11 protein-coding genes are annotated in these 12,164 nt (G+C 71.9%); 4 read left to right on the top strand and 7 right to left on the bottom strand.

All coding sequences use genetic code 11. The features are described from left to right. Positions 1 to 28: 28 nt before the first annotated feature. The 3 genes from ACXNSR_RS12720 to ACXNSR_RS12710 form a co-directional block, all read right to left on the bottom strand. Positions 29 to 655: a DedA family protein gene (locus ACXNSR_RS12720; RefSeq protein WP_458642174.1), complete on the bottom strand. Its 627-nt coding sequence runs from the start codon at positions 653 to 655 to the stop codon at positions 29 to 31. Positions 656 to 897: 242 nt separating this feature from the next. After that, positions 898 to 2,556, bottom strand: a complete 1,659-nt coding sequence (locus tag ACXNSR_RS12715) for an alkaline phosphatase D family protein (protein ID WP_458642173.1) — start codon at positions 2,554 to 2,556, stop codon at positions 898 to 900. 94 nt (positions 2,557 to 2,650) lie between these two features. Next, positions 2,651 to 3,295, bottom strand: coding sequence for an HNH endonuclease family protein (locus tag ACXNSR_RS12710; protein ID WP_458643288.1), 645 nt, complete (start codon positions 3,293 to 3,295; stop codon positions 2,651 to 2,653). A 578-nt stretch (positions 3,296 to 3,873) separates the two neighbouring features. Here ACXNSR_RS12710 and ACXNSR_RS12705 point away from each other — a divergent pair. Next, positions 3,874 to 4,455, top strand: a complete 582-nt coding sequence (locus ACXNSR_RS12705; protein ID WP_327735285.1) for a TMEM165/GDT1 family protein — start codon at positions 3,874 to 3,876, stop codon at positions 4,453 to 4,455. A 178-nt stretch (positions 4,456 to 4,633) separates the two neighbouring features. After that, on the top strand, positions 4,634 to 5,161 hold the full coding sequence (locus ACXNSR_RS12700; protein WP_458643287.1) for a DinB family protein: 528 nt from the start codon (positions 4,634 to 4,636) through the stop codon (positions 5,159 to 5,161). A 1,398-nt stretch (positions 5,162 to 6,559) separates the two neighbouring features. Here ACXNSR_RS12700 and ACXNSR_RS12695 read toward each other — a convergent pair. Next, positions 6,560 to 7,243: an HAD-IA family hydrolase gene (locus ACXNSR_RS12695; RefSeq protein WP_458642172.1), complete on the bottom strand. Its 684-nt coding sequence runs from the start codon at positions 7,241 to 7,243 to the stop codon at positions 6,560 to 6,562. A 133-nt stretch (positions 7,244 to 7,376) separates the two neighbouring features. Continuing rightward, positions 7,377 to 8,219, bottom strand: coding sequence for a peptidoglycan-binding domain-containing protein (locus ACXNSR_RS12690; RefSeq protein ID WP_458642171.1), 843 nt, complete (start codon positions 8,217 to 8,219; stop codon positions 7,377 to 7,379). Between the two features lie 222 nt (positions 8,220 to 8,441). Between ACXNSR_RS12690 and ACXNSR_RS12685 the strand changes: the two genes are divergently transcribed. Then, entirely contained in the window at positions 8,442 to 10,511 is a 2,070-nt protein-coding gene (locus ACXNSR_RS12685; RefSeq protein ID WP_458642170.1) for a DHA2 family efflux MFS transporter permease subunit, read from the top strand. Between the two features lie 46 nt (positions 10,512 to 10,557). Here the strand turns inward: ACXNSR_RS12685 and ACXNSR_RS12680 are convergent, their stop codons facing one another. Then, entirely contained in the window at positions 10,558 to 11,082 is a 525-nt protein-coding gene (locus tag ACXNSR_RS12680) for a GNAT family N-acetyltransferase (RefSeq protein WP_458642169.1), read from the bottom strand. Between the two features lie 107 nt (positions 11,083 to 11,189). On the opposite strand from ACXNSR_RS12680, the gene ACXNSR_RS12675 reads away from it, so the two are divergent. Next, positions 11,190 to 11,585: a nuclear transport factor 2 family protein gene (locus ACXNSR_RS12675; RefSeq protein WP_458642168.1), complete on the top strand. Its 396-nt coding sequence runs from the start codon at positions 11,190 to 11,192 to the stop codon at positions 11,583 to 11,585. 187 nt (positions 11,586 to 11,772) lie between these two features. Here ACXNSR_RS12675 and ACXNSR_RS12670 read toward each other — a convergent pair whose 3' ends face one another. Next, positions 11,773 to 12,126 (bottom strand): antibiotic biosynthesis monooxygenase family protein, encoded by a 354-nt coding sequence (locus tag ACXNSR_RS12670; protein ID WP_458642167.1) that lies wholly within the window; start codon positions 12,124 to 12,126, stop codon positions 11,773 to 11,775. Positions 12,127 to 12,164 lie beyond the last annotated feature (38 nt).

Genomic DNA, 12,164 nt, shown 5'->3' with positions numbered 1-12,164 from the left:
CCGGGGGAGCCGAGCCGTGCCGGACGGCCTACGCCGTCGCCGCACCCGCCTCCGGGCGGCGCACCAGGAACGCCGCCAGGGCGCCCGCGGCGAAGAGCGCGACGACGGACAGCGCCGTGCCGAGCCACTGGGTGCCGAGCCACTGCGTACCGAAGTAGCCGAGGGCCACGCTGTAACCGGCCCAGGCCATGCCCGCCAGGACCGACCAGGGCAGGAACTCCGCCACCTTGCGCTGGGTCTTGCCCGCACCCAGGGACACCACCGAGCGTCCCGCCGGGGCGAAGCGCGCGATAACCACCAGGGCTCCGCCACCACGTGCCAGAGCCGTGCCCAGGCGTTCGTGGGCCCGGGTCAGCCGACGGGAGCGGGCGATGGCCCGGTCCAGCCGGGCACCGCCGCGCCGGCCCAGCCGGTACGCGGCCATGTCGCCCAGCACCGAGGCCGTCGTGGCGATCACGAGCAGGAGCAGGATGTCCGGCACCTGTTCGGGTCCCGGCACCGGGCCCGCGGCCCCGGCGGCCGCCGCGGCCGCCGCCGCGGTGATCACCAGAACCCCGCTCGGGAGCACCGGGAGGAAGACGTCGAGCACGATGGAGACCGCCACGAGGGCGTAGATCCATGGGCTCGCGGTCAGCGATCCCAGCGTCTCAAACAAAACGGGACTCCCCAGTCCGGTTGACGTGCTGCGACACGAAGCGCCGCGACGTCGCGGGGAGCGGCAGGAGCGGCCTGACAGCCAGACAGCGTACGCCCGGCGTTCGCACCCCGGATGCCCGGGGCGCCCGCCCGGTGCACCCGCCGGGGACGGGATACCCGGAACACACACCCCGGGGACGGTTGCCCGCCGAGGACGCCACCGCCCCGCACCGGCCGGGGCCCGCCGAACCCCCGGCTCCGCTACTCCGCCGCCGTGAGGTCCCGGTCCAGCACCGTCACCAGCACGGCCCCCTCGCGTTTCTTGCGCGCCTGGTCCAGTCGCAGCCGAGCCGTCCGCCCCGACAGGGCCAGCGTCATCAGCTGGTTCCCGAACCAGGGCCCACCCGTACGCCGCCAGTTCAACGGCGGCCGCCCCGTCCGCCCGTGCAGCGAGAAGCCGCGCCCCAGCCACCGTCCCGTCCGGGACCAGCCCAGCCGGAAACCCCACTTCACCGCGGTATGGATGGAATTGTGGACCGGCGAGCACGTCAGCTGGAACACCCGTGCCGTGCTCGGTATTCGAGGCTCGGCCACATACGCGTGGTGCACGTCCCCCGACAGCACGCACACCGTCGCAGGCGCCCGCGGCCCCGTCCCCACCTCCTCGATCAGATCCGTCAGGGCCGCGAACGAGGCCGGGAACGCCGCCCAGTGCTCCAGATCGCTGCGCCGCCGCAGATCCTCCCCGATCCGCGCCCACCGCGGCCCCCGCTCCCCGCGGCACAGCGCGGCGTTCCACGTCTCGGCATCGTGGATCAGCGGCGGCATCAGCCAGGGCAGCGAGGACCCGATCAGCAGATGGTCGTAACCACCGTGCCCGGCCAGGGCGTTCTCCCGCAGCCACTGCTGCTCCGCCGGATCGAGCATCGCCCGGCCGTCCTCGGCCAGCACCCGCGCGGCCCGGGTGTCCACCATCAGCAGCCGCGTCCGGCCGAAGTCGCGCCGATAGCTCCAGCGCACCGTGCCCGGATCGGCGTCCGCCGAGGACGCGAAGGCCTGGAGCACGTCCGTACCGTCGGGGGTCCCCCGTACCGCCGCGTACACCGCGTCGGCATCCAGCTCGGCAGGGGAGAGATTACCCAGGTGCTGGTACACCCAGTACGACATCAGCCCGCTGAGGACACGCTCGCGCCACCACGGCGTCGCCCGCATCTCCGCGAGCCACGCCGCGCTCGTGTTCCAGTCGTCGATGACGTCGTGGTCGTCGAATATGTGCAGGCTGGGGACAGTCGACAGCAGCCAGCGGATCTCCGGGTCGAGCCAGGACTCGTAATAGAGCCGGGTGTACTCCTCGTAGTCCGCGACCTGGGCACCCGGCGGTTCCCGCAGATCCCGCCGGGCCGCGAGCCACTGCCGGGTCTCCCGCGACAGCGCGTCCGCGTACACCTGGTCGCCGAGCAGCAGCAGGACGTCCGGGCGCACCGCCTCCGGGTCGGCGGCCAGCCGCGCCGCGAGCGTGTCCAGCGCGTCCGCGCCGTGCGGCCCGTGCCGGCCGGCGGGCGGCGCGGCCTGCCGGCAGGAGCCGAAGGTCACGCGCAGCCCGGGCGAGGGCCGGCCGGGACCCGTCACGGCCGGGGCGGTGATCGTGCTCGGCGGGAACCCGCTCTCCGGCAGCGGCCACACCGGCCGGTCGTCGAGCAGTACCTCATACGCCGTGGTCGCGCCCGGGGTCAGACCGGTCACCGGCACCAGCGCGTAGTGGTGACCGGCTATCTGGAAGGTGCGCGCACTGCCGCCCGCCCCGTCCGCGCACCGCACCTCGGCCGTGCACGGGCGGTCCGCCTCGACCCATATCGTGGCCGACCGGCCCGTGTCCCAGTCGACGTGGCGCAGCAGCGGCCCCAGACGCAGTCCGGCCATGCAACTCCCCCTCCTCCGTATCCCCTTCGATCACGGTACGACGGGTGGGGGGAGCCACGCCTCCCCCTGGCGGGGGAAAGATCGGCCGGCTCGGTCAGCAGCCGTTCAGGATGTTGACCAGGGCCGTCTTCTCGCCGGAGTCCATGCTCAGACCGTAGTACTGCTTCACGTTGACCCACATCCGTGCGTACGTACAACGGTAGGCCGTACGCGAGGGCAGCCACTTGCCGGGGTCGAGGTCGCCCTTGGCCTGGTTGACGTTGTCGGTGACCGCGATGAGCTGCGGGCGGGTGAGGTCGTTGGCGAACTGCTGCCGCTTGCTCGTGGTCCAGGAATTGGCGCCGGAACGCCAGGCCTCGGCGAGCGGGACGACGTGGTCGATGTCGAGGTCGGCGGCCGCGGTCCAGGTGGCTCCGTCGTACTCGGAGTACCAGCTTCCGCTCACCGCGGCACACGCGGAGTCCTGGACGACGTTGACGCCGTCCCGCTTGAGGACGGTCTCGCGGGTGTTGCAGCTGCCGGAGACGGTGCTCCAGTGCGGGAAGAGGTCGCGGCTGTAGCCGCTGGTGGACCCCTCGGCCTTCGGGGTGACCGTTGCCAGGTAGGCGCGGGCGGCCGAGGCGCTGATGGGGGCCGGCGGGGCGGCCTGGGCGGCGGGGGCGTTCAGGAGGGAGGTCAGTGCGGCCAGTGCGGCTGCTGACGCGAGCACGCCAATTCGACGCGCGTAGACGCTGGGTATGAGTGCCATGAGGGGCTCCCTGGGTGCGGGGGGTGTGGCCGTTCGGCCCCGGCGGGGCGTGGCCATCGTTGCGGCGCCGGGTATCGCAGGGATGGGCGCCAGGTGACAGCCTGACGACATGGGCACGTCACATCAAGCCGTCAACGCACCCTGTTTTAAGCGGAGTTCGATATTCCGCAGGGGGTGGATGCGGCGAGGGCGGGCATCCGAGCCCAGGTCACAGCGGGGGCGGGACGGGCCGGGAGCAGGACCCGGGCGGTCGCGGCACCGGGCGGAGGCGGGACCAAAGGCCTATTCCGGCCCACCGCGGGCGTCGCGTACTCTGTTCGGAGCAGAAGGGGAGTAGCTCTTCGCCGGACCGTCGACATACTGCTGGGTCACCCCAGCCGGCGCCCGGAGGCAGGCCGCGGACAGCGGCAGGCCAGCGAGACCTTCGGCCGCAGTGTCCTGTTCAGCGCAGGCGCGTTTCGTACGCGCACGCGCAAGCCAGGGTGCCGCCGAGCCGAAGCGACCCCTGATACAGCCCAGGTCTCTCGGTCCCGATGGCGCCCTGCCCGACCGATCGAGGTTTCACCCCCGTGTTCAGCTTCAGCATCACGGCGATCGCCTTCGGCGTCGTCTTCCTTGCCGAACTCCCCGACAAGACGGCCCTCGCCGGCCTGATGCTCGGCACGCGCTACCGCGCCTCCTACGTCTTCGCGGGCGTCGCCGCCGCCTTCGCCGTACACGTCGCACTCGCCATCGCCGCAGGCAGCGTCCTCACCCTCCTCCCGCACCGGCTCGTCCAGGCCGTCGTCGGCATCCTCTTCCTGGTGGGCGCGGCCATGCTGCTCCTGAAGAAGGACGACGGGGACGAGGAGGTCAAGCCCCCCGCCGACCAGTCCTTCTGGAAGGTCTCCGGAGCGGGCTTCATGCTGATCCTGGTGGCGGAGTTCGGTGACCTGACCCAGATCATGACCGCCAACCTCGCCGCCCGCTACGACGACCCGGTCTCGGTCGGCATCGGCGCCGTGCTCGCCCTGTGGGCGGTCGCCGGAATCGGCATCCTGGGCGGACGCACCCTGATGAAGTACGTGCCCCTGCGACTGATCACCAAGATCGCGGCCGCCGTGATGGCCGCGCTGGCCGCGTTCTCGCTCTACGAGGCGATCGCGGGCTGACACGTCGCAGGTGCGGGCCGCGACGGCAGCGGATATCTCCTTGCGGGCAGGAGACGTACGGGTCACGCTCGTGCGCGTGACAGACACCACTGCCTCCACCGGCCCCGCCGCCGAGCCCGCACCCCGATCCGAGCCCGCACCGGTGCCCGCCGAGGACCGGCGGTTCGGCTGGTCCAACATGTTCGTCCACCCCGACGAGGACATCCGGACCGACGGCGGGTTCCAGGGCGAGCGCGCCGTACTCGCCGGCTACCTGCGCGACCAGCGCCTGACGCTGGAGCTCAAGTGCGCGGGCCTCGACGCGGAGGCCCTGGCGCGGCGCTCGGTGGAACCGTCCAACCTGTCCCTCCTCGGCCTCGTACGCCACCTCGCGGGCGTCGAACAGTACTGGTTCCGGCAGGTCATGGCGGGCCAGGAGATACGCCGGCACTACCGCTCGGAGGAGGACCGCGCGGGGGAGTTCACCGGCGCGGTGGCCGCCCCGGAGGTGGTCGCGGACGCATGGGCCACCTGGCGCGCCGAAGTCGCCTTCGCGGAACAACTGGTCGCGGAGGCCGCCAGCCTGGACGTCACGGGCGACCCCGGACACGGCGACCAGCCGATGGAGCTCCGCGAGGTCCTGGTCCACATGATCGAGGAATACGCCCGCCACAACGGCCACGCGGACTTCCTGCGGGAACGCATCGACGGGCGAGTGGGGCAGTAGGGGGTACGGGAGCTGGCGGGGCGGGGCGGGGTCGGTCGGCGGGGCGGGGGCTTCGGTGCGGGTGGGGCGGGATCCTCTGGGGCGGTGTCGGGGATGTGCTGGGGGTTTCCCGTCAGTCCCATCGTCCCTCCGGGTCGGGCCGGTCCCTCAAGGGCGCTCCTTCGTCGCGTCACTGCGTGATGGCCTGCGGCCACCCTTGACCGACCGTCCCGCCCCGGAGAAACGAAAGACTGCCGGGAAGCCCCCAGAGGAACGGGCCGGGCGTTCAAGGGTCAGGACGGGGACGGTCGGAGATGCCCAGCCCTGTCGGGCGTAGGGGACGGCCGGCAGGCGGGGCCGATAGGAGCCACCTTCCGGGTCGGTGGGGCGCGCCAAATCGCTACGCGCTCCTCACGTCTCAGCGTCGGACGACCGTCTTGGGCTGGGCATAGGCCGCCCACGGCCTCGGTCCGGCGCTCGACCTGCGTCCGACGACCGGCCCGGGCCGGGCACAGGCCGCCCCAGATCGCTACGCGCTTCTCCAGGACCGCGACCGACTCCCGTCAGCACCTGATGAGAGGGGCGGACAGCCGCTAGTCCGGGTATTCCGTAGTGGAGCCGGGTCAGCGCAAGCATCACACCACAAACCAGCCTCCAAAGAGGGGTAATTGGGGCAATCTGTCGGCCTTTTTGGGCGCCCACGTGCGCTGACCCGCATCCACTGCGGAATAGCCGCTGTCCCACGTCTTTTCGCCCCGCGACGGCCCTCGGACGCCTCCCGGGAGAAGCGCCTGCGGGTCGTGGGCGGCTTGTGGCCGGCCACAGACGGTCGCCGGACGCGGGTCGAGCGTCGCACCGGGGCCGTGGGCGGCTTGTGAACGGCCACAGACGGCCGTCGGCCGCTGTCGGTGAGAAAGGCCCCAGGCTGTGGGCGGCCTATGTCCAGCCACAGACGGTCGTCGGACGCTGAGGGGTGAGGAGCGCGTAGCGATTTGGCGCGCCCCTCGACCCGGGCCCCCGGTCTGGATCGGCCCCGCCTGCCGACCATGGCTCACGCGGGACAGGGCTGGGCGGATCCGACGCCCCGTCCCTGAACGAGAAGTGCCGGCCCGTTCCTTTGGGGGCTTCCCGGCAGTCTTTCGTTTCTCCGGGGCGGGACGGTCGGTCAAGGGTGGAGCGCAGCGACATCGCGAAGCGACGCGACCGGAGGGAGCGCCCTTGAGGGAGCGGCCCGACCCGGAGGGACGATGGGACTGACGGGAAACCCCCAGCACATCCCCGACACCGCCCCAGAGGATCCGGCCTACCCCGCAACCCCGCTCCAGGCCGTGACCCCGGCCGGTCTGCTTCCGCGTACCCGGCCCCCGCCCCCCCAACCCCCAGCCCCCCGGACCCCGACTCCGCCTCCCCGTTCGGGTGTCAGGCCCTCGGGGCGAGGGTGATGGTGATCGAGCCGTCCGGGGTGGTCGTGACGTGGAGTGACGTCAGGTCCGGTACATGGGCCGTCGGGGCGTGGGCGGCCGCGCGGGGGCCCACGCCGATCACGCGCATGCCCGCCGCCCGGCCCGCGGTGATGCCCGCGGCGGAGTCCTCGAAGACGATGCAGTCGGCCGGGTCCACGCCGAGTGCGGCGGCGCCCATGAGGAAGCCCTCGGGGTCGGGCTTGCTGGCCCGGACGGACTCGGCCGTGACGCGTACCTCAGGCATCGGCAGCGCCGCGGCGGTCATCCGGGCCGTGGCCAGGGCGGTGTCGGCGGAGGTGACCAGGGCGTGCGGCAGGCCGTCGAGCGCGGCCATGAACTCCGGGGCGCCCGCTACCGGGACCACGCCGTCGGTGTCGGCCGTTTCGCGGGCCAGCATCACCGCGTTCTCGGCGTGGTTGACCTCCATGGGGCGGTCCGGCAGGAGTACGGCCATGGTGGCGTAGCCCTGGCGGCCGTGGACCACCTTCATGGCCTCCTGCGGGTCCAGCCCGTGGGAGAGCGCCCAGTCGTGCCAGCAGCGTTCGACCACCGCGTCGGAGTTGACGATCGTGCCGTCCATGTCCAGGAGCAGGGCCTTGGCGGTGAGGGCGACGGGTGCGGTGGTGGTGCTGGCCGGCATCGGGGGGCTCCAGACGGGGCGGGAAAGAGAACAAGTGGTTCCGTCCACCGGTCAGGGAGTGAGGACGGAACCACTTTGTTCCCTCACGATACAAAACAAAGGGCAGTGCTCGCCACCAGCGGACATGTGACGCTTATCCCTCCAGAGCCTTGCGGGTCACCGGCCCGTAGAAGCCCCACTCCTGATCGTCGATGCCCCTGTCGTACTGGAACTCCGACAGGGCGTCCTCCACCCGCCAGTCGAACCGGCCGCTGATCCTGCCCCGGTACAGGCCCTGCGCCGCCAGCAGCCGCTGGAGCTTCTCCACCTCCGGGCCCGAATCCCCGTGCCGCAGGGTCGGGGCCTGCGTGGGCGGCGGACCGGGGGAGCGGCTCGCGCTCGGGGAGGGGCTGGGCGACGGGGGCGCAGACGTGCGGGACGCGCTCGGCGACGGGGACGGCGACGCCGACTTCGAGGCGCTCGGCGACGGGGAGGCCGAGGGCGACGGGCTGCCCTTGCTCGGGGACGGGCTCGCGGAGGGCGCGGCCGGGGCGGCGCTGGTCACGGGCGCCGACGCCTTCGCGTCCAACAGCACGGCCTCCTTCTCGGGGGAGCCCGGGAGCGCCCACACCGCCACGGCAGTCCCGCTCAGGGCGACCGCCGCCGCGGCGCCGATCAGCAGCGCGAGCGGCTTGCGGGCGGCCTGGCCGGTTCGCTTCTCCGGGCCCCCGCCCCCGCCCCCACCCCCTCCCGCTTCGCCGCCGTACGCGTGGCCCGCTGCCGGGACGGCCCGCAGCTGGACCGTCTCGGCCGGGTCCGACGCGTGCGCAGGCCCGGCGGCCGCCGCAGGCCATGGGCCGTCCCGCGGCGGCACGGGTATGCCGTACGCCGGGGTGTCGTCGGACGCCTCCGCGGGTACGGGCTCCGACGACACCACCCCGGACACCGGCTGCGGGGACACCGGGGTGTCCGACTCGCCGGGATCGGGCAACGTCACATACGGGCGGATGCGCAAGGGGTTGAAACCCACACCCGGCACACATCTGCAGCCGGCGCCGACGGCACCGCATTCTGGACAGTGCTGACGGCTCACTGGACTCCCTCCCTGGTTATTGCCTGCGATTATGCAGACCCGCAGGAGCCCGCCCAACCGCCCGAGAGGCCATAACCGGACACACCGCTCAGGATGGAGATGTTGATCCGGCCTGAGGAGGTATCGATGGCTCAGGATGTGACCGCGCAGGGCCCGGGCCCCGTTCTCGACCCGCAGAAGACCGGCCCCGCCGCCGAGCACGCCTCCCGTGACGTACTCGTCTCCATCGGAGCCCTGCTGCTGGGCCTGCTGATCGCCGCCCTCGACCAGACCATCGTCTCCACCGCCCTGCCGACCATCGTGAGCGACCTCGGCGGCATGGCGCACCTGTCCTGGGTCGTCACCGCCTACATACTCGCCTCCACCGCCGCCACCCCCCTGTGGGGCAAGCTCGGCGACCAGTACGGACGCAAGAGGCTCTTCCAGTACGCCATCGTCCTCTTCCTCATCGGGTCGGCGCTGTGCGGGATCGCCCAGGACATGCCCCAGCTCATCGGCTTCCGCGCCCTCCAGGGCCTGGGCGGCGGCGGACTGATCGTGCTGTCGATGGCGATCGTCGGCGACATCGTCCCGCCGCGCGAACGCGGTAAGTACCAGGGCCTCTTCGGCGCTGTCTTCGGCGCGACCAGCGTGCTGGGCCCGCTGCTGGGCGGCCTGTTCGTCGACAACCTGTCGTGGCGCTGGGTCTTCTACATCAACCTCCCGATCGGCCTCGTCGCGCTCGTCGTCATCGCCGCCGTCCTGCACATCCCGGCGCGCTCCTCCCACCACACCATCGACTACCTCGGCACCTTCCTCATCGCCTGCGTCGCCACCTGTCTCGTACTCGTCGCCTCCCTCGGCGGCACCTGGGGCTGGGGCTCGGCCCGGATCATCGGCGTCGCCGTCCTCGCCGTCGTACTGCTCGCCTGCTTCCTCCTCGTGGAGCGCAGGGCCGCCGAACCCGTCCTGCCGCTCGGTCTGTTCCGCATCCGCACCTTCACGCTCTGCTCGGCGATCAGCTTCGTCGTCGGCTTCGCGATGTTCGGCGCGATGGTCTACCTGCCGACATTCCTCCAGATCGTCCAGGGCGTGTCACCGACCATGTCCGGCGTCCACATGCTGCCGATGGTGATCGGCATGCTCGTCACCTCCACCGTCTCCGGCCAGATCGTCAGCCGTACCGGGCGCTGGAAGGTCTTCCCGATCGCGGGCACGGCGGTGACCGCGATCGGTCTGCTCCTTCTGCACCAGTTGCAGCGCACCAGCTCCACCTGGGAGATGAGCGTCTACTTCTTCGTCTTCGGTGCCGGACTGGGCCTGGTCATGCAAGTGCTCGTCCTCGTGGTGCAGAACGCGGTCAGTTACGCCGACCTCGGTGTCGCCACCTCCGGTGCCACCTTCTTCCGTTCCATCGGCGCCTCCTTCGGCGTCGCCATCTTCGGCACGGTCTTCACCAACCAGCTCGACGACAAGCTGGCCGCCTCCCTCGCGGGCGTCACGCTGCCGGCCGGTGCGAGCGTCGCGCAGCTGGAGGCGGACCCGCGAGCCATCGGCGCGCTTCCCGCCGACCTCCAACCGCAGGTGCTCGACGCCTACGCGACCGCCATCACGGACGTGTTCCTCTACGCGGTGCCGATCGTCCTGGTCGCCTTCGTGATCGCCTGGTTCCTGAAGGAGGACAAGCTCCGCGGCTCGGTCACCGCCCCCGATGTGACGGAGACCCTGGCCTCCAACCCGGTCCAGCGGTCCTCCCGCGACGAGGTCGCCCGCGCCCTGTCGGTGCTCGGCACCCGTGAGGGCCGCCGCCACGTCTACGAGAAGATCACCGAGAAGGCGGGCTACGACCTGCTGCCCGCCTCCAGCTGGCTGTTGCTGCGGATCAAGAGGTACGGCTCCGCGGAGCCGGCGCTGCTCGCCGAGCGCGTCAACGTGCCGCTGAAGGTCGTGACGGACGCCGCCCGGCAGATCGAGGAGCGCGGGCTCGCCGTCCGGGACGGGCTGCCTCTCGTCCTGACGGACGAGGGGCGCGCCTGCGCCGCGAAGCTCGCCGAGGCCCGGCAGGAGTCCCTCGCCGAGCTCCTCGGGGACTGGTGGGGCCCGGACCGTCCGACGGACCTGGTGAGGCTGGTGCGGCAGATCAACATGGAGCTGTGCGGTTCCGACGCCGAGGAGCCCTACGACGCCCTGCCGCGCCGGGACCACGCCGCCCCCTAGCGGCGGCCGCCGTGCCGGTGTGCGGCGCGGCCGCCGGGGCACGGGCTCAGGCCAGGCGCTTCTCGAACCAGTGGTCCGCGTACGGGCCGGAGTTGTAGGCCGGTATTTCCGCATACCCGTGCCGCGCGTACAGTGCCCGGGCCTCGACGAGGTCCGACCGGGTGTCCAGCCGGACCCGCTCGGCGCCGAGCGCACGGCCCTGTGCCTCCAGGACCTGCAGCAGAGCCGACCCGCCGCCGGTGCCGCGGGCGCGCGGGTCGACGTACACCCTGGTCAGCTCGGCGGTCCGGGGGTCGAGCAGCCGGATCCCGCCGCACGCCAGCGGCTCGCCGTCCAGTCTGCCGACGACGAACTGTCCCGTCGGCGGGGTCAGCCCGTCGTCCGGGAAGTCCAGCAGCCCTTGGTCGATCTCGGCCTCGGTGACATGCCGTTTCCAGTAACGGCCGGCGACCTCGGCGTAATACGCGCGGCGCAGGGCGGTGGCGTCCCGGGTGGTGAACGGCTCGGGAGCCACGGTCCACGACGGGGTGGGTGTGCGGTGGGGTGTGCGGGGTTCGCTGTGAGTGGTCATGGCGTCATTGTGGAGTTCGCGGTGGATCTCCCGCGTGGAATATCCACAAGGCCGGGCCGATGATAGGAAAAAGGACATTCCCTGCGTACCCGGAGGGTGGGAACGCCATGTCAGAGCATCCCGACTGTGCCCTGGTCCGCCGCGGCTACGAGGCCTTCGGCAAAGGCGACATGGAGACGATGAGCACGTTGCTGACGGCCGATGTCATCCACCACGTGCCGGGCAGCAACCCGCTGTCCGGGCACCACAAGGGGCGGGAGAACGTCCTCGACCTCTTCCGCCGCCTCGGCGAGGAGACGGACGGGACCTTCCAGGTGGATCTGGAATCGGTGCTCGCGGACGGGCGCGGGCACGTGATGAGTTTCCACACGGTGCGCGCCGACCGCGGTGACCGTGGCATCGAGATCCGCCAGGGACTCTTCTTCACGATCATCGGCAACAAGATCACCGATATCGACCAGTGCACCGCGGACATCGACGAGGAGGACGTCTTCTGGAGCTGATGCCCCTCCAGGCGTCGCCAGTTCCCCGACCCCCGACCCCCGACCGAGACCGCCGTCCGTCCGCCCCCTGTCCGTCCGCGGTCCGCCGTCCGCCGTCCGCCGTCCGCGGTCCGCCGTCCGTCGTTCGTCCGCGGTCCGTCCGCCGCGCCGCGGGCCCGATCCGGGCCCGCAGCGCGTGCGCATCGCGTCAGGCCTGCTTCGGCGCCGCCTGCTGCACGACCTCGAACGACCACACCGTCGAGGCGGAAGCCGCCGGCTTCGGCCGCTCGCCACCGCCCTCGCCACCCTGGCCACCGCCCTGGCCGCCGCCCTGGTGAGCGGCCTTCATCGGACCCTCCATCCAGGCCTGGAAATCCTGCTCCGAACGCCAGCGCGTGTAGACCAGGTACTGGTCCGTGCCCTCCACCGGGCGCAGCAGCTCGAACCACTCGAACCCGTCCGAGCTCTCCACCATCCCGGCCCGGGAGGCGAAGCGCTGCTCCAGGGTCTCCCGCTGCTCGGCGGGCACCGTCAGCACGTTGATCTTTACGACGCTAGGCACAGGACACCTCTCATGGAACACGGACCGGGCCGTACGCC

This window comes from Streptomyces sp. NC-S4 (genome assembly GCF_054353315.1).
The sequence above is the reverse complement of the archived record's forward strand: the minus strand, read 5'-3'. Positions and strand labels throughout refer to the sequence as shown.

Excerpts from the sequence above, each read along its gene's own strand:
- ACXNSR_RS12680 (WP_458642169.1), bottom strand. The coding sequence starts at position 11,082 with ATGACCACTCACAGCGAACCCCGCACACCCCACCGCACACCCACCCCG.
- ACXNSR_RS12715 (WP_458642173.1), bottom strand. The coding sequence starts at position 2,556 with ATGGCCGGACTGCGTCTGGGGCCGCTGCTGCGCCACGTCGACTGGGAC.
- ACXNSR_RS12695 (WP_458642172.1), bottom strand. The coding sequence starts at position 7,243 with ATGCCGGCCAGCACCACCACCGCACCCGTCGCCCTCACCGCCAAGGCC.
- ACXNSR_RS12685 (WP_458642170.1), top strand. The coding sequence starts at position 8,442 with ATGGCTCAGGATGTGACCGCGCAGGGCCCGGGCCCCGTTCTCGACCCG.
- ACXNSR_RS12675 (WP_458642168.1), top strand. The coding sequence starts at position 11,190 with ATGTCAGAGCATCCCGACTGTGCCCTGGTCCGCCGCGGCTACGAGGCC.
- ACXNSR_RS12700 (WP_458643287.1), top strand. The coding sequence starts at position 4,634 with ATGTTCGTCCACCCCGACGAGGACATCCGGACCGACGGCGGGTTCCAG.